This window comes from Paenibacillus etheri (assembly GCF_001012825.1).
GTDB lineage: Bacteria > Bacillota > Bacilli > Paenibacillales > Paenibacillaceae > Paenibacillus_AQ > Paenibacillus_AQ etheri.
The window spans coordinates 127,766-145,593 of record NZ_LCZJ02000034.1 but is presented as its reverse complement, the minus strand read 5'-3'; the positions used below and the strand labels follow the sequence as shown (position 1 = coordinate 145,593).

The 17,828-nt window shown below is 41.6% G+C and carries 17 protein-coding genes; 15 read left to right on the top strand and 2 right to left on the bottom strand.

Annotated features, from left to right (window positions below; genetic code table 11):
* Positions 1–756, bottom strand: a 756-nt coding sequence (locus UQ64_RS23200) for an IS110 family transposase (protein ID WP_156417654.1), incomplete at its 3' end; no start/stop codon positions are given.
* Between the two features lie 250 nt (positions 757–1,006).
* Between UQ64_RS23200 and UQ64_RS23195 the strand changes: the two genes are divergently transcribed.
* The 8 genes from UQ64_RS23195 (at position 1,007) to UQ64_RS23160 (ending at position 10,956) form a co-directional block, all read left to right on the top strand.
* The gene (locus tag UQ64_RS23195) at positions 1,007–1,921 is read left to right on the top strand and encodes a phosphotransferase (protein ID WP_060625797.1); all 915 of its coding nucleotides are present in this window, start codon (positions 1,007–1,009) and stop codon (positions 1,919–1,921) included.
* A gap of 326 nt (positions 1,922–2,247) precedes the next feature.
* Positions 2,248–2,475 carry a hypothetical protein gene (locus tag UQ64_RS23190; RefSeq protein WP_082651286.1) on the top strand — a complete coding sequence of 76 codons (228 nt, stop codon included), beginning with the start codon at positions 2,248–2,250 and terminating at the stop codon, positions 2,473–2,475.
* A gap of 253 nt (positions 2,476–2,728) precedes the next feature.
* Positions 2,729–3,073 carry a helix-turn-helix domain-containing protein gene (locus UQ64_RS23185; protein ID WP_156417653.1) on the top strand — a complete coding sequence of 115 codons (345 nt, stop codon included), beginning with the start codon at positions 2,729–2,731 and terminating at the stop codon, positions 3,071–3,073.
* Positions 3,074–3,428: 355 nt separating this feature from the next.
* Positions 3,429–4,328: a helix-turn-helix domain-containing protein gene (locus tag UQ64_RS23180; RefSeq protein WP_060625795.1), complete on the top strand. Its 900-nt coding sequence runs from the start codon at positions 3,429–3,431 to the stop codon at positions 4,326–4,328.
* A 65-nt stretch (positions 4,329–4,393) separates the two neighbouring features.
* Entirely contained in the window at positions 4,394–5,494 is a 1,101-nt protein-coding gene (locus tag UQ64_RS23175; protein ID WP_082651285.1) for a phosphotransferase enzyme family protein, read from the top strand.
* A 427-nt stretch (positions 5,495–5,921) separates the two neighbouring features.
* On the top strand, positions 5,922–6,350 hold the full coding sequence (locus tag UQ64_RS23170) for an SRPBCC family protein (RefSeq protein ID WP_060625794.1): 429 nt from the start codon (positions 5,922–5,924) through the stop codon (positions 6,348–6,350).
* Positions 6,351–6,537: 187 nt separating this feature from the next.
* Positions 6,538–7,035, top strand: a complete 498-nt coding sequence (locus UQ64_RS23165) for an LURP-one-related/scramblase family protein (RefSeq protein WP_060625793.1) — start codon at positions 6,538–6,540, stop codon at positions 7,033–7,035.
* 387 nt (positions 7,036–7,422) lie between these two features.
* Positions 7,423–10,956 (top strand): alpha-amylase family glycosyl hydrolase, encoded by a 3,534-nt coding sequence (locus UQ64_RS23160; RefSeq protein WP_060625792.1) that lies wholly within the window; start codon positions 7,423–7,425, stop codon positions 10,954–10,956.
* A gap of 85 nt (positions 10,957–11,041) precedes the next feature.
* Here the strand turns inward: UQ64_RS23160 and UQ64_RS23155 are convergent, their stop codons facing one another.
* Entirely contained in the window at positions 11,042–11,635 is a 594-nt protein-coding gene (locus tag UQ64_RS23155) for a YdeI/OmpD-associated family protein (RefSeq protein ID WP_060625791.1), read from the bottom strand.
* 171 nt (positions 11,636–11,806) lie between these two features.
* Between UQ64_RS23155 and UQ64_RS23150 the strand changes: the two genes are divergently transcribed.
* From UQ64_RS23150 to UQ64_RS23125, 7 genes are all read left to right on the top strand, one after another.
* On the top strand, positions 11,807–12,685 hold the full coding sequence (locus UQ64_RS23150; protein ID WP_060625790.1) for an aminoglycoside phosphotransferase family protein: 879 nt from the start codon (positions 11,807–11,809) through the stop codon (positions 12,683–12,685).
* A gap of 228 nt (positions 12,686–12,913) precedes the next feature.
* Positions 12,914–13,477 (top strand): alkyl hydroperoxide reductase subunit C, encoded by a 564-nt coding sequence (gene ahpC, locus UQ64_RS23145; RefSeq protein WP_060625789.1) that lies wholly within the window; start codon positions 12,914–12,916, stop codon positions 13,475–13,477.
* A gap of 14 nt (positions 13,478–13,491) precedes the next feature.
* Entirely contained in the window at positions 13,492–15,021 is a 1,530-nt protein-coding gene (gene ahpF, locus UQ64_RS23140; protein ID WP_060625788.1) for an alkyl hydroperoxide reductase subunit F, read from the top strand.
* A 114-nt stretch (positions 15,022–15,135) separates the two neighbouring features.
* Positions 15,136–15,303, top strand: coding sequence for a hypothetical protein (locus UQ64_RS31075; protein WP_156417652.1), 168 nt, complete (start codon positions 15,136–15,138; stop codon positions 15,301–15,303).
* Positions 15,304–15,416: 113 nt separating this feature from the next.
* Complete coding sequence (deoD, locus tag UQ64_RS23135) at positions 15,417–16,133, top strand: purine-nucleoside phosphorylase (RefSeq protein ID WP_060625787.1); 717 nt, start codon at positions 15,417–15,419, stop codon at positions 16,131–16,133.
* 258 nt (positions 16,134–16,391) lie between these two features.
* A complete protein-coding gene (locus UQ64_RS23130) occupies positions 16,392–17,402 on the top strand; it encodes a cation diffusion facilitator family transporter (protein WP_060625786.1) in 1,011 nt (336 codons plus the stop codon).
* Positions 17,403–17,476: 74 nt separating this feature from the next.
* Positions 17,477–17,797: a metal-sensitive transcriptional regulator gene (locus tag UQ64_RS23125; RefSeq protein ID WP_042131123.1), complete on the top strand. Its 321-nt coding sequence runs from the start codon at positions 17,477–17,479 to the stop codon at positions 17,795–17,797.
* Positions 17,798–17,828: the final 31 nt, after the last annotated feature.

The following is a 17,828-nucleotide window of genomic DNA, read 5'->3' as shown; positions in this document are numbered from 1 at the left end:
TAGCGCCTTTGTAGCACCAACGCTGCGTTTAGCTAGTGTAATAAGCTGCTCGGCCCGCCGCAAACCCGCATGACGCTTCACATATTGCTTCCAGCCAGAAATGACTTGCTCTGTCGTTAACCGGCTAATTTCTTTCGGGAGAGGAAACAGCCTTAAGGTGGCAATGCTACTAGTGCAGGTGAGAATTTTAAAGACATGCCGAAGTTCTGGGAACACAATATCTACCCAGCGATGAATCTGGTTAACGGCACTGTTAAGGCGTTTGGTAACCGTGTCCCGATTGGCCATAAGAATCCGCAGTTCCTCGTAGGCTTCCGGGTTGAATCGTACGGGGGAATAGTAGCCGTTTTTGACCATATCCGCGATAACGAGCGCATCTTTGCGGTCGCTTTTTGATGGGGTATTGTCGCGATTTTCTTTGTTCTTTTTAACGAGGTGTGGATTAACGAGAACAGCCTCAATTCCTTGGTTTGAGAGCCAACGAGCCAGGCACAGCCAGTAATGTCCAGTGGGTTCCATACCCACAATGATTTTGCTCAGCTTGTAAGACTTGAGCAGATCTTGAATCCAGCGTCCGAACAGGCGAAAGCCCTCGGCATGGTTGCCGAACTCGAAAGGCGATCCCAACGCAATTCCCCGATAGCTCACTGCACGAGCGACATGCATCTCCTGGGCAATATCTACACCGACAACCAGATGCAAAGAGGAAATGTTTTCAATGAGTTGATTTTGCTTGTCCTGAGCTTTAAACTTCATAGTAGAGCGACCTCCTAGATGGTGAGTTAAAAGGGCTGTAGACCCGTATCCAACTCCCATGTTACAGAGGTGCTCTTTTTTGTACAAAGGCCAAATTATTCATTCTACAGGAATTCTAACGGGATACTATAGTGGAATAGCGGTTGCTTCGGCAGTCGTTTTTTATTTGTTCAACTAACGGGCAGTTATGCGTAACTTCCAGGGAATGTAAACATCTAAATAACGTAAGGAACGAGGAGGCAGACAATTCATGGGAGGAACGAATGTATGGGATGCGGAGTGGGAGGTTAACGAAGAGCAGGCGCGGACGCTGATCGGCAGACAATTCCCTCAGCTGTCATCGAAGCAAGTGAAGCGATTGGGCTGGGGCTGGGACAATACGGTTTTTCTCATCGGTGACGAGTACGTGTTCCGGTTTCCAAGAAGAACGATTGCAGTTGGCTCGATTCGTATGGAAGGGAAGCTGCTGCCGAAGCTGGAGGCATATATGACCATCCCCTATCCGAAACCGTTGTTTTATGGCGAAGCAAGTGACGAATACCCGGCACCATTTCTTGGCTATGCCTACGTGCCAGGGGATTTCCCAATCGGTTTGACGGAAGAACGCCGGGCTTTATCGGCAGAGACGCTGGCGAAATTTTTGCGGAGATTGCATGAGTTTCCGGTGCAGGCGGCGCTGAAGTGCGGAGTTCAGCAAGATCATCGAAACTTGACGGACATAGCATCGCGCAAAGTGAAATTGGAGGGCTTTCTATCGAAGGTGGTTGAACACTTGTCGCCGGAGGAGTCCGGTGTGATCGAAGCGTATATTAGCAGGCTGCAAAAGGACCGTGTCGAGGCGGTGAATGCACTGCTACATGGCGATCTTCATTTCAAAAATATGCTTGTGAATGAGAACGGGATCGTTTCCGGCATCATTGATTGGGGCGATCTGAGCATAGGCCATCCGGCTTGCGATTTGAGCGTTGCTTATAGCTTTTTACCACCTTACGCTCGTGGCGTGTTTTTCGAAACGTACGGAGGAGCGGACGAGGAAACGAAGCTGCTGGCGCGGCTGATCGCGGTATACATCCCCATACTGATCTTAATGCAAGCGGTCGATGACGGGAATGAAGCGATTGCGGCAGAGGCGAAATCCAACATCATGCGGGCACTGTCGGATTAGGCTCATTATTTCGTTGCGGCTATGGGGCTATGGCTATCGGCACCATTTTGTCGTTTAAAGGCCGCGATAAGGTACGATCCGCCTTCTCTGATGCCGCTTTATGTTGAGGAACACGAAATTCAACAGAGTAAGTCGTTGCGCTAACGAGACACGATAGTTCAATAATACAAATTGATGAGCAGGAGCTACGGTATCCTGCTTTTTTCATTGAACGGGCAGGATGGTTCCAATATATGGTATATTTAAATAAGACGAAATCCTACTTATTGGAGGCCATAAGAATTGTCCAATCCATTATTGGGGTATGGTAGAGGGAGCGTGATGTAGTGGAAAAGATAGCTGGAATTTTTTTGTTTTTTATTTTTATGATTCCTATGTATGGAGTATTAATATGGACTTATTTTTGTCCTGAGGATAGTTTATTATGGGGGAAACGATGGATGTATAAAGAAGAACCTGAAGTATCTGAGGGGGCAATTCGTTATGCAAAAGTAGCCTCATTGACAGTTATTGTGGTACTGACTATTATATTTGGAGTCCTAATATTTAGTTAGCATCAACGTCCGTTTGTACTTTTTTTGATTCTCGTGATACCTCAATCTTGTTCAAATAAAATCTAGGGTTGTTCCCAATAGTAAGCAAAAAGCGGTTAACCTAACGGGACACGTTTGTTCAATTAACAATAGTGGGAGGCTGCCGGCACAATCGGTAGCCTTTCGTTCACCTAACGGGCATATATGGGGAAAGGTGGTTTTTGTAATTCCTGTTATTAAATTGGAGGAAAAGAATGAATTTTGGAGGGAAAATGTGAAAAAAGAAAACATCTTGTTGCCAATTTCAATTCTCATCCTCGGAGGATGCATAGTTTTATCAGCTTGGATTATAACAGATGGAATAGACAATGAACATTTGGAGCAACCGCTTATTTCCACTCAGACGAAAGCACTAATGACTTCTGACGAGGCAGCACAATACATGGGAATTTCATTAAATGATTTTGACTTGCTTATTAAGAGTCAAGTTGAACAAAAAGCGGGAGTTCAATCATACGACACTTATAGGTTCATTCCACTCATCCACATTGGTAATCAAATATATTTTAATGAAACTGAAATAAATAAGTGGATTGAATACAATATGCTTAATAAGTAATGACTTCATGGAACAACATTAGCTTAATTAGCCGCTTTCTAAAAAAGCGGTTAATTTTATGTCCAAAATAAGCATTAAACTTAAACATAGCCATGATTATTAAAGAGAAAACGTGATTTTCACCATATGCATCATTAAGGTAACGGGACACGATAGTTGAACAAAGTGAGATCTAAGAAAGGGCCATCCCGCAAAGGGATGGCCCTAAAACTTGCCGTTACAGCAGGAAATTCGATGATTTATAAGAAATTCTAGCCCTTCAATTGAGCGACAATGATTTCCACCTTGTGGTATGATTTCACTAGTAGCAAATATGTTCGGTTTAGAATTTTAGGAACAAGAACATACAAGGAGAGTGACATCGGCTATACAACCATACAAAATCCTTTTTGAGCTCCTATCCCGAATAGAAGAAAATGTTTCTGGTACGAGAGAGACAGAATATCTGAACGATCTCCCGATCTCCACTATTCATTTACGTCGACTTTTCAAGTTCGCTTTTGGCGTGCCGCTACAAAGCTATATCCGCTCTCGAAAGCTAGCCGTCAGCTTAGAGGATTTGATGAAAACTGAGAAGCGGGTCCTCGACATTGCCATTGAATGCGGTTATGAACATGAGCAAACCTACATACGTGCGTTTAAACGCGAATATGGGCTTACGCCTGGTGAATGTAGAGATTCCAGGAGAAACATTCACGTAACACCTCCTCTTCATCTGTTTCCAAAGAATAATGTTTGCGGGAATCTGGTATACGGGCCGGAAATGGTCATGATTCCATCCTTTCATTTAATCGGGCGAATGTATCAAATTGAGATTGCTGAAGCGCCGACAAAAGCACCCGAAGTTGCCAAACAGTTTTGGTGGGACAATCGGCATAATGTTCCTAATCCAGTAGAAACCAATATCTTTTACGGTCTAACGAGGAAACCTGATCCATCGCTTAGTTGGACGCACTATCTACCGTCTATGCGTGTAAGGGGTCTGAACGATATTCCTGACGGCTTTACAGGTGATACAGTCCCTGCTTCTATGTGTGTCGGCTTTCGCTATATTGGGAACCATCATTACGAGGAAATTAGCGAATTACGCGCAGAGGCGCTGTATACTGCCATCGATAGGCTTGTCAAGGAGCACAACGGGAGATACGAACTTCTGGATAGCGAATTCTTCTTCGAAAAAATTGACACGGATGCATATGATGGACAATATTGTGAAATGGAATGGTTTGCGCCCATCAGAGTGAACAACGCTTAAAATGATCAAAAAAGTCCATTGAGCTTGCCGCTATTGAGGTATGCTCTTTTTGTATTCATAAATAGATGGTTGTACGAAAAGGAGAGATAGTTATAAATTACAACGAAGTTGTTTCAATTGGAGATACCTATTTACTTACAGTAGTATCAGAGTTGTTCGGATTAGAAGGCTGGGTCATCCGGCAGATTCCGCCACATGAGGGCGGGAGGAATGTCGTATACACCTGTGAGAAAGAAGGCGCCAACGCCAAGATACTAAGAATCGCTTTTTTGCCTGACAGAAGCCGGGAAGATTTTCTGGGAGAAGTTGAGTATATCAGGTATTTATTCGAGCATGGTGGAACTGTCGCGGATGTAGTCAGCTCCAAGAAGGGAAACCTGCTGGAAGAAATTACTCACAATAACCGCACTTTTTTTGTCTGCCTATTTGAAAAGGCCAAGGGCAAAATGCTTGTGGAAAATCATTATCGGTACCGGGATGGAGCTCCGATTACTGAATATTATTATAATTGCGGTAAAGTTCTGGGGAAACTGCACCAAATATCAAAAGGGTATACGCCTACTCATCGCCGTTATAGTTTTTTTGATAAATTTAATGCTGAATATATCGATAAACTGATTCCCGATTCCTTATCCCTGACTAAGGAAAAAATGGTACAGATCCTCAATACTTTAAAAGGATTGGACATGAATCAGGAGACTTTCGGTATGATCCATTTTGATTATAACGATGGGAATTATTCGATAGATTTTAATACCGGGCAAATAACCGTATATGATTTCGATAATTCATGTTTCGGTTGGTATATGTATGACCTGGCAAGTCTCTGGACTCACGGAGTGGGCTGGACTCAATCTGAACCAGACGCTGGTAAACGCAGAAAGTTTATGGATGATTATTTTGAAACCGTCCTCGCGGGATATAGATTCGAGACCAAACTCGAAGATTCAATGTTGGATAGGCTGCCCTTATTTATTCAAGTATGCATTATGGAAAGTATTGTAGATGCTTTTGAGGTAATGCAGAACACCGGTAAGGAACTGGAGTGTGACGAGGAATTGTCGTATCTCATAAAATGTTTGGAGGACGATATCCCGTATAAGGGATTTTTCCATGACATTTACTCTTGTGAAGAACCCTTTGAGTATGAGGAACGAAAAATTTAGCCCAGACCTGAAACCCATTATGATGCACACCTACAAAGAATTTGGATTGATTCTTTGTAGGTGTATTTATTTGAACTTGTTATGTTTTTGTAATTCGGTTCGCCGTTAGAGCGATACGGAGAACCGTAACACAAATTAGAACATGTCGTTCAACTACCATGAAAGAACGGGTCAACTTTCATGCTCTGTGGTGCATTGCAGAGGATGCATGGATGGCTAACGAGGAACTATAGTTCAATAATGAGAGCGCTACATAGAGGTAATCCTTTGTTCAACTAAAGGGCAGCATAGTTAAACAACCTTCCCTAATGCGTTATTTCAAAAATGAGCAATCGGAAAGAAATCACATCAACCGTACCATGGTATAATATTCTTATACAAATAATTACATAAATTAAAATCCTTATAAAAAAGGGGAATGAGCTATATGGCAAATATCGAGCACTTACAGACCGTGAATGTTCCAGCTTCAACGGTATATGAAGCATTAACCACTGCAAAAGGACTTTCAGAAATATGGACAAATGAACTAATAGTCAATGATCAGATCGGTTGCTTAAATGAGTTCCGATTCGGTGGCAAAGGCTTAACAAAGATGCGAGTTGATGAGCTTGTTACCGATAAAAAGATTTTGTGGCAGTGTGTTGATTCAGATCCAGAATGGATAGGTACGACAATTTCTTTTGATATGGAGGAAAAAAACGGGAAGACTTCAATCATTTTTCGTCAGATGAATTGGGAGGAAGTGACCGCATTTTATCGCGTATGTAATTATAACTGGGCTATTTTTTTGTACAGTCTTAAACAGTATTGCGAAGAAGGCGAGGGTCTTCCGTATCATAAACGGAAGTTTTAGAACCATTGAAAACACGGATGGGTGACTAAAGTACATGATGACAATCATTCGTTCAACTAATGGGGAACGATAGTTCAATAATGAGAAGGCTAACGAAAGGTTGTTCTTGGTTAGGTGGCTATCACTATTAATATCTATGATAAAATCTACGCTTTAATAATATGCTTAAATCGAAGGAGGCATTGGAATGAAGCAACTTTATATAAAGCAGAAGGTATTCAGTCTAAGTGGTAAATTTACGGTAAAGAATCAGCAGGAGCAGGATGTCTATTATGTAGAGGGCAGTTTTATGCAAATACCAAAGACGTTCTCCATTATGAATACAACAAGAGATGAAGTCGCACTTATCACGAAGAAGGTATTTAGTTTTTTACCGAAGTTTTTTGTTCAGGTAAATGGTCGAGAGGTGTTAACGATTAAGAAGGAGTTTTCTTTCTTTAAAGCACGTTATACGATTGATGCGGCTGACATTGAAGTACATGGTAACTGGTGGGACATGGATTTTCAGGTCTTACAGCATGGTGTAGTCATAGGTAAAGTGAACAAGGAATGGTTTACTTGGGGCGATAGCTACAAGGTACAAATATTGGATGAGGAGATGGAGGCAATCATGATTGCGTTCGTTGTGGCAATTGATTGTGTAAAAGCTGACCAAGCAACTGCTTCCTCATCAGCGACGATTTAATTTAGGGACATACAAAATAATATGTTGATGGAAAAATTCTATAAATATCGGTAGTCTAAGATTTTGATGTGCCTGAACAACTGATGAATGAAAACGATTGAACTTTGTGTGTTTAAACCATTAAATTTTTATGGTTTTAGCCTAAAAGATGCATTGACCCGGAAAAGGTTGGAGCCTATAATCATAAACAGGGAAAATTCATTAGATATGGAGCTATCTGTAACCTGAGGATCTCTCAATAGTTCTATTTGTAAACGCATACAATGAGGTTTTTCCATATTTTCTAAGAAGGAGGATATTGGATAAGTCAGATTGTTTCTTTTTCTCATTTTTGCAAACGTTTGCACAACAAAATTTACACTTAAAATTAATGAGGAGGTTATTTAATTGGTACGAAAACAATCTAGGCGGTTTGTTACTTGGTTGATCATTTTTTCGCTAATCTTTAGTTTATTCGGTTTATCCGGCGGGGCTTCAGCCAGCAACACTGATTATACAGTCTCCTATACGAACACCACAGCATCTGCTGTAACACTACATTGGACCACGAATAACTGGACGAATACTACGGACACTGTCATGTCAAAAAATGGGACCACGTTTACGGCCAACCTCAATGTTCAGGAGGGCGCAACACTCATTTATTGTTATCACATCACGGCGCCAACGGATAGCTGGGATAGCAACGGAGGAAAGAACTGGACAGTTGTTATTCCGGTCGTTGGGAAATACGAAGCTGAGAGCGCAGCCTTGTCGGGTGGCGCAAAAATAAATACGAATCACACCGGATATACCGGCACCGGTTTTGTTGATGGATACACAACCACAGGAGCAACTACCACCTTCAATGTTCAATCTTCCGCTGCAGGCGCCTATAATGCCACGCTTCGCTATGCCAATGCGACTGGCAGTGCCAGGCAAGTTTCCATTTATGTGAATGGAGTAAAGATAAAGCAGACCACTTTAGCGAACTTGGCAAACTGGGAAGCATGGGGTGACCAAACAGAAACACTCTCTTTACAGGCAGGGAATAATACGATCGCCTACAAATATGACTCGGACGATACTGGAAATATCAATATAGACTATGTGACCCTTTCAGCCACAGCTACGCCAACACCAACAGCAACACCAACAGCAACTCCTACACCAACCGCTACTCCTACACCAACGCCAACAGTGACTCCTGCACCAACCGCAACTCCTACGCCGACACCAACAGTGACACCAACACCAACCGTAACGCCTACACCAACAGTGACGCCTACTCCTGCACCAACGCCAACTTCGGCTGGCTTAACGGTTCATTTTAAGAAACCAGCTAACTGGAGTTCAACAGTTCGAATTCATTACTGGAATCTGAGTCCGACAACGGTTCCAACAAGCGGAGCTTGGCCGGGAATTCTGATGAAATCGGACGGAAACGACTGGTACAGCTATACTATTGCCAACGCCACCGGCACAAGCCTTATCTTTAATGATGGCAACGGCAAACAGACCACAGACTTGTCCCGGAGTGTAAAAGAGGGCTGGTATTCCGCAGATAATGTGTGGTATGACGCTAATCCAGAAATTCCGAAGATCCCTGTGATTTCAGTCTCTCCTACGCCTAAGACATATGATTCTGCTCAGTCCGTGAAGCTTACCAGTCTTAATAGCAGCGATAAAATCTACTATACGACAGACGGGTCGACACCTACGACATCTTCTACCTTGTACACGACTCCAATCCAAGTAGTCTCTACTACGACTATCAAAGCTTTTGGTGTTAACTCCTTAGGTCAAGCAGGCAGTATAGGCACTTTTGCTTATGTCATTGACCTAAATCTCGATCTGCAAGCCCCAACGATAACAGCGAATTTACCAGTTGGGAATTCAAGTTCTGCGGTTACCGTATCTTTTAATATAAAAGATAACAAAGCGGCAACGACCACCGCATATTACACTGATAATGGTACGGAACCAACTACCAGTTCAAATCTCTATATCTCGGGCAATGCTTTAACTGCTCTGGCAGGACCGTCCATCCTTATTAATAAGACGACGACACTGAAGTTCCTGGTGGTTGACGGTGCCGGAAATGAAACGAAACAGAGTTTTGTCTACACGATTGGAAATAAAGGCGATTTCCGGGAAGACACTATTTATTTCGTGATTACTTCACGATTCTATGATGGTGATCCGAGTAACAATGTACATTCATGGGAAGATGCCAAAGCAGGCAATCCGGACTCAGACCCAGCTTGGAGAGGTGACTTTAAGGGACTGATTCAAAAGCTTGACTACATCAAAGCGCTCGGATTCAGTGCCATTTGGATTACGCCAGTGGTGCAGAATGCCAGCGGGTATGATTATCATGGCTACCATGCGATAAACTTTTCCAAAGTAGATCCAAGATATGAGTCAGCGGGAGCCTCTTATCAGGAGTTGATTAATGCGGCACATGCTAAAGGGATAAAGGTTATTCAGGATGTTGTTGTGAATCATACCGGTAATTTTGGGGAAGAGAATCTGTTACCGATGTTCAAAAAAGATCCAACTGCAGCCGACACCGTAAATAACATGCTCAAAATTACGGATAAACTGCCAGCTAACTATGATACGATGACCCCTGATCAGCAATATCAGGCCAGACTCGCAATCATGAAAAATGCAGAAACCAACAATAACATGTACCATACCGAAAAAAGTCTTTCCTGGGAATCTTACACCGTACAAACAGGACAGATTGCAGGAGACGCCGTGGACTTAAATACGGAAAATCCTATAGTGAATCAGTATCTGATTGACAGCTATAATCAATATATTGATATGGGTGTTGATGCTTTCCGGGTCGATACTGTGAAGCATGTGAGTCGGTATATTTTTAACAAATACTTTGTTCCTGCTTGGAAAACAAGAGGGGGCTCAAACTTCTTTGTCTTTGGTGAAGTGGCTACTCGGTACAGAGATGTATGGAACAGTGGGATTCCGGCAATATCGACTCCATTCTATACATGGAAAAGCTCGAAAGCTTATCCAGGTGATGGACAAAATGACTACGCTTCCAACAAGCTGTCAGTGGAACAAGAGTGGGCAGATAACTCTACTACAGCAGGGCAGCCAACCTCGAACAATGCTTTTTTAATAGGTAATAATTATCACGCGCCTGACTATTCGATGAAATCCGGTATGGATGTGATTGATTTTCCAATGCATTGGGCGTTCAAGACTGCACAGGAAGCATTCAGTATGAAGAGCGGTGATCAATTCTATAACGATGCCACCTGGAATGTAACTTATATTGATTCTCATGACTATGCACCTGACCAAGCACCAGAGAATCAACGATTTGCAGGGACACAAGACACATGGGCTGAGAATCTTGCTCTGATGTTCACCTTCCGAGGAATACCTGCGATCTATTATGGTTCTGAAGTTGAATTCAAAAAAGGATCAGTCATCGATGTAGGTCCTAATGCACCGCTCAGCTCAACAGGGCGTGCTTACTTCGGTGATCACATTGAGGGTAGTGTTACTGTTCAAGATTACGGTAAATATACAAATGCTACTGGCACACTTGCCGATTCATTGAACTATCCTTTGGCCAAACATATCAGACAACTCAATTTAATCAGAAGAGCGGTTCCAGCCTTGCAAAAAGGCCAATATTCTACAGAAAATGTATCAGGTGATTTGGCATTTAAAAGAAGATACACCGACAGTTCCAAAGGGATCGATAGCTTTGCATTAGTTACGATCTCAGGAAATGCGACATTTACCGGAATTCCGAACGGAACTTACGTGGATGCGGTGACTGGCGATACCAAAAACGTTACTAACGGCACAATCACTCTGGTATGCTCCGGAAAAGGAAACGCGAGAGTGTATGTATTGAACGGTAGCGGTGGAATCGGAGTGACAGGAACCTACCTGAAGTAGAATAAAAGTCTGTCTTAGTTAAAAAAGAAGAAGCAACCTCAGTTCGGATTGTTCACCGTTCTAAGGTTGCTTCTTCCTATACAACTTAATCATTTAATCCTTTTCCATCCAGAATTTGCGGCATCCATTTTTCAACCCTAGATACTCGAGTTTTGGATTGCTTGGGCTCATTAAAATGATGAAGGTATGCTCTTTGCCGCCCGGGCGTCAAAGCTTCAAAAGCAGTTTTTAAGGCGGGCATTTCATCGAGTTTATTTTGAAATTCATCAGGAATGATGAAATCTGTATTCTTTTTATATTCCACTTCAAAACCGGCTTTTTCAACTTCGATGGCTTCATAAATATAGTCTTTTATGATGCTTTCTTTTTCAATGATCTCTTGAATATTGGTGAACCGAATCTGGCGTGCTGCTTGTACATTCTCCGTTTGTTGAATTAGAATCCCGTGGGTATCCTTTAATAAGACACCTTTATGAAACAGCAGCGCAATATATTCTTTAAATCCATGGATTAAGACTATGTTCTTGCTCTCAAGTGTGTAACAAGGATGCATCCACTTAAAATCTTCAGTCAACTCACAGTCAAGAACGATAGTTCTCAAAGTCTCATATTCTTCTTGCCACTGTTTTACTTTCCTTATAAATCCATCTACTTTAGGATTCGTTTTGCTAGTTGTCATTAAGGAACACCCTTCTTCCTCGTAATAATATTAAGCTTTCTACTTACTTAGCTTGTCCCTTTTGCGGCCGATCTAATTGCATAGTTTGCATACAGACACTAGTAAAGATAACATTATATTAGATGTCTGTTATGGAAATGGCTAGTAAAACTTATGTTAGCGAGGTATTTTATGAATACGATTACTGTCGAATTAGTTGCAAGATTAATAAAAGAACAATTTCCCGAGTGGTCCGATTTAGAGATTAGACCTGTGAAATTCAGCGGGAATGATAATCGAACGTTTCATTTAGGTGAGCATATGAGCGTGAGGTTACCAAGTGCAGCAGCTTATGCTCCACAAGTGGAGAAAGAGCAACTATGGTTGCCCATATTAAGTAAAGAACTCACGTTACCTATTCAAATACCATTAGCCAAAGGGAAGCCTAACGAAGAATATCCATTGCCGTGGTCTATCAATAAGTGGGTAGAGGGTGAGACATTAACGTACCAAAATATTAATGATCTTAACCAGTTTGCAAGAGATTTGGGAGCATTTTTAATAGAATTACAATCTATTGATGCTAGTGGGGGACCTTTAGCAGGAGAACATAACTTCTATAGAGGTGGATCTTTAGCTGTATATGATGAAGAGTCTAGACATGCGATTGAGCATAATAAAGATATTTTTAAAGAAGATCTATTGAGAGAAATCTGGGAATTGGCATTAGATTCTAAATGGAATTCCAAGCCGGTTTGGGTTCATGGAGATATTGCGCCAGGGAATTTACTAGTTCAAGATGGAAAGCTGTGTGCAGTCATTGATTTCGGAATATTGGGTGTAGGAGATCCTGCTTGTGATGCGGCAATGGCTTGGACCTTTTTTGATGAGGATAGTAGAAAGGTATTTAAAGATGTATTACAGATGGATGAAGAGACTTGGAATAGAGCAAGAGGGTGGGCTTTATGGAAAGCGCTAATCACATATAATGGAAATAGATATTCTAAACCAAAGGTAGCGAGGGAATCCTTAAATATTATCAATCTAATAGCAGATGACTTCGAATTGTAGAAATTGCCCTACATAAAACGTGTAAACTGACCCATACTAGTTCATAAGTATGATAATTTATGAACATTTAGCGACTGACAACGATTATCATATTAGAATTATTATAAATAACTTGACAGGCCTTAATTTGGTTAATTATAATAATTACAAATAGTATTCAGAGTTGTGATGTTTGCAGATTTGAATATTGTATCCACAAAAATAAAACTTAAAGGAGATTTAAATAATATGTCACTTATCGGAACAGAAGTCCTACCATTCAAAGCAAGCGCATTTCAAGATGGGAAATTCATCGATGTATCAGAAGAAAACTTTAAAGGTAAATGGAGTGTAGTTTGCTTCTACCCAGCTGACTTTACATTCGTATGCCCAACTGAACTTGAAGATCTGCAGAATCAATATGAAACCCTGAAACAACTGGGTGTTGAAGTATATTCGGTTTCCACAGATACTCACTTTACACATAAAGCATGGCATGAAAGCTCTGCAGCCATTGGCAAAGTAAAATACATTATGATCGGCGATCCATCTCATGTAGTTTCCCGTAACTTTGATGTTCTGATCGAAGCTGACGGTCTTGCTGATCGTGGTACATTCATCATTGATCCAGACGGTGTTATCCAAACCGTTGAAATTAACGCTGGTGGTATTGGCCGCGATGCTAGTGCCCTTGTTAACAAAATCAAAGCAGCACAATATGTACGCAATCATCCAGGTGAAGTTTGCCCAGCGAAATGGTCCGAAGGTGCAGAAACTCTTAAACCAAGTCTCGATCTTGTAGGTAAGATTTAAGGAGCGAAAGCTAAATGAAATTAGATCAGGAAATTAAAGCTCAACTAGCACAATACCTAGAACTCTTGGAAGGCGACGTAGTACTGAAAATCAGTGCAGGCTCTGACGAAGCATCTCAAGAGATGGAAGCGCTGGTTGATGAAATTGCCAAAATGTCAGCTAGGATAATGGTAGAGAAGACCGAACTACCTAGAACCCCAAGCTTTAGTGTAAATCGTGTGGGCGAAGATACGGGTGTAACCTTTGCTGGAACTCCGCTAGGACATGAGTTTACTTCATTAGTGTTGGCTCTGTTGCAGGTTAGCGGAAGAGCTCCTAAGGTTGAACAAAGTGTCATTGATCAGATCAAAAGCATTAGCGGCGAATATAAGTTTGAAACTTATGTCAGCCTAAGCTGTCATAATTGCCCTGATGTTGTACAAGCACTGAACCTAATGAGTATCTTCAATCCTGGAATTACCCATACGATGATTGACGGCGGAGTATTCAAAGAAGAGGTAGAACGTAAAGAAATTATGTCTGTTCCAAGCGTCTACCTTAATGGTGAATTCTTCGAAAGTGGTCGTATGACGGTTGAAGAAATTCTAGCTAAAATGGGTAGTACTGTCGACGCATCAGAGTTTGACAATAAAGCTCCATATGATGTACTTGTTGTTGGCGGTGGCCCAGCAGGTGCAAGTGCAGCAATTTACGCGGCACGTAAAGGGATTCGCACAGGGATTGTCGCTGAACGCTTAGGTGGTCAGGTCAACGACACACTTGGCATTGAGAACTTCATTAGTGTAAATTACATTGAAGGTCCTCAGCTAGTGGCTAAACTCGAAGAGCAAGTGAAAGAGTACGGCATTGATGTGATGAAGTTACAGCGTACCACACGTTTAGATAAGAATGATTTGATTGAAGTTGAACTCGAGAACGGTGCTGTTCTAAAGAGTAAGACCGTCATTCTGTCGACAGGTGCTCGTTGGCGCAATATGGGTGTGCCTGGTGAAGCTGAATTCAAGAATAAAGGCGTAGCCTACTGCCCACACTGTGATGGTCCTTTGTTTGCAGGCAAAGATGTTGCCGTTGTCGGCGGCGGTAATTCAGGGATTGAAGCAGCTATTGACCTTGCGGGTATAGTGAAGCACGTAACGGTTCTGGAATTTGCTCCAGAGCTCAAAGCGGATGCTGTACTGCAAGACCGTCTCTACAGCCTACCTAACGTTACTGTGCTTAAGAACGTGCAAACGAAAGAAATTACCGGAACGGATAAGGTAGATGGTATTTCTTATATCGATCGTGCGACAGAAGAAACTCACCATATCGAATTGCAAGGTGTATTTGTACAGATCGGTCTGGTTCCGAACACAGATTGGTTAGGTGACATGGTTGAACGTACTCGCGTTGGCGAGATCGTTGTAGATAGCCATGGCGCTACCAACGTACCAGGAGTATTTGCTGCTGGCGATTGCACTAATAGTGCTTATAAGCAAATCATCATTTCGATGGGATCGGGTGCAACTGCAGCTTTAGGTGCATTTGATTATCTGATCCGTAACTAATCGATAATAATAGCAAAAGACCCAAAGCCCTCACTTTTCATAAAGTGGGGGCTTTTTTTGTATGCTATATGGTGTGAGAAAAAAGGGGTTTTGTAAACTTTTTTGGAGGATTTTATGAGGATTTCTCAGTTTAAGGGGATTACGAATCAAATGGCTACTTCGATAGAGAAGATAGCGGCTATCGGACAAGAGCAGGCAGCATCTGTTCAGCATACCTCTGCATTTATTGAGGAAATAAATTTAATGTCCCAAAAGCTTAACGAGTTTGCGAATAAATTGTAGCAGAAGGATCATTTCTTTTTTGCTGAAACAAAAGAATATTTTAAACGTATATTTAAATTCATGGATGGTATAGTAAGATAGTAGTTGAGTAATAAACTTAGGAGGAATAAATCATGCCAACGCCACACAATGCAGCACAAAATGGTGAAATCGCCAAAACAGTATTAATGCCAGGAGATCCGTTAAGAGCGAAGTATATCGCAGAAACCTATTTGGAGAACCCAACCCAATTTAATACGGTACGGAATATGTTTGGATATACAGGCACTTACAAAGGTAAAGAAGTGTCAGTAATGGGTTCGGGAATGGGAATGCCAAGTATCGGTATTTATTCTTATGAACTATACAAAAATTATGGTGTGGAAAACATCATTCGCATCGGTAGTGCAGGTGCCTACACAGATAAATTGAATTTATTTGACGTGGTGCTGGCAGATAGTGCGTGGAGTGAATCTACATACGCCTATGTCCAAAGCGGTGTAGAAGGAGACGTGCAGCTGCCAAGTAAAGAATTGAACGAAGTCATTGAAGCAGCGGCTAAACGTATTAACAAGCCACTTTTGACGGCGAGAATTCATTCCAGCGATGTATTCTATCATGAAGACAACGTGCCTGGTCACAATGAATTTTACAATGAACATGGCTGTGTATGTGTAGAAATGGAAAGCTATGCATTGTTCCATAATGCGAAAGTATTAGGTAAACAAGCGGCATGTATTCTTACCATTTCAGATTCATTAGTCACTCATGCGGTAACCACGGCAGAAGAAAGACAAAATTCTTTCAATAGCATGATGGAAGTTGCTCTAGAAGCAGCAATCTCTCTTTAAGATTAAGAAGTGAAAGATAAGCTAAAACATCTTTATACAGAAATTGTATAGAGATGTTTTTTTGTGTTTTTAAAATTCAGAAGAATTATATACTTCTAGCTGAAGCTATACTCTTAGGTTCGTTATTGACAAGAAGAAAAATCCAGATCATAATAACATATGAGCACTTGTTCATATGTTATTATGATCTGGAGCTTTTGAATACCACTGCGCGCGCATACAAATACTATCTTGCTGAAGGCAATTAGGAGGCAAATCATGAAGAACAAGAAGAATAATCACAATCATCAGGCAGAGCACGTACACGACCAACACTCCGATCACGATCACGGTGATCACAATCATTCCCATGCAGGACATGATCACTCCCATGGACCTCACGGTCATCATCATTTTGATCCTAGCGGAAACAAAAAGGGACTTATGATTGCATTAATAATTACGGTAGGAATTATGTTTTTGGAGTTTTTTGGCGGACTGCTTACCAACAGCTTAGCGCTACTATCGGACAGTGGGCATATGCTGAACGACGCGAGCTCCTTAGCATTAAGCCTAGTAGCAGTCTGGTTTGCAACTAAACCTGCCTCTCCCAATAAAACTTATGGATTTCATCGCTTTGAAATTCTAGCGGCACTATTGAACGGGGTCACGTTATTTGTAGTTGCTGGTTTTATCATCGTGGAAGCTTATGGACGATTCTTCGAGCCGCCTACGGTTGCAAGTGGTTCTATGATGCTGATCGCATGTATAGGACTTTTAGCCAATGTCGCTAGTGCTTGGTCTCTTATGAGAAAAGGGGATGTAAAGAATAACATTAACCTTCGCAGTGCTTATCTTCATGTGCTAGGCGATGCCTTAGGCTCGGTAGGAGCTATTGTTGCAGGTTTAGTTATGATGATTTTTGGCTGGTATATTGCCGACCCGATTATAAGTGTGCTAGTGGCTCTATTAATTCTTAGAGGCGCTTGGGGAATCATCAAACATACCGTTCATGTTCTTATGGAAGGCACACCGATTACAGTGAATCCATCTGAGGTGAAAGCAGTTCTAGAAAATATCGAGGGCGTTATAAATGTTCATGATCTTCATATTTGGACAATTACCTCGGGCCTTGATTCACTAAGCTGCCATCTCTTAATTAAAGATCAGGAAGATGATCAACGTATTTTGCAGCAAGCTATTCAGTTAATAGCGGAACGCTTCAAAATCCAGCATACTACTATTCAAATTGAGACATCGGTGATATCCCATGAAGTAATGAAAGTCTAAACGGTATTTTATATTTTGAATAGATTAGGGGGGCTATAGTATAATATAACTATATGGAAAGGAGTGATTGGTGCATGGAAGATCATACGCACGAGCACGAATCATGTAGCACGGGTGAACGAAAGAGTCATCACTCTGAGAAAACAAAAAAAAACCTGGTTAGCCGGCTCAATAGAATTGAAGGGCAAGTTAGAGGGCTAAAGGGATTAATTGAAAAGGACACCTATTGTGATGATGTGCTGCACCAAATCTCTTCGGTCCAATCCGCTTTGAACGGTGTAGGTAAGCTTTTGTTAGAGCATCATATGAAGAGCTGTGTTGTGGAACGAATTCAAGATGGTGAAAATGAAGTGTTAGATGAGTTATTAATTACCATCAATAAATTAATCAAATAATCGATATTAGAAAGGATTCGTTGGAATCCTT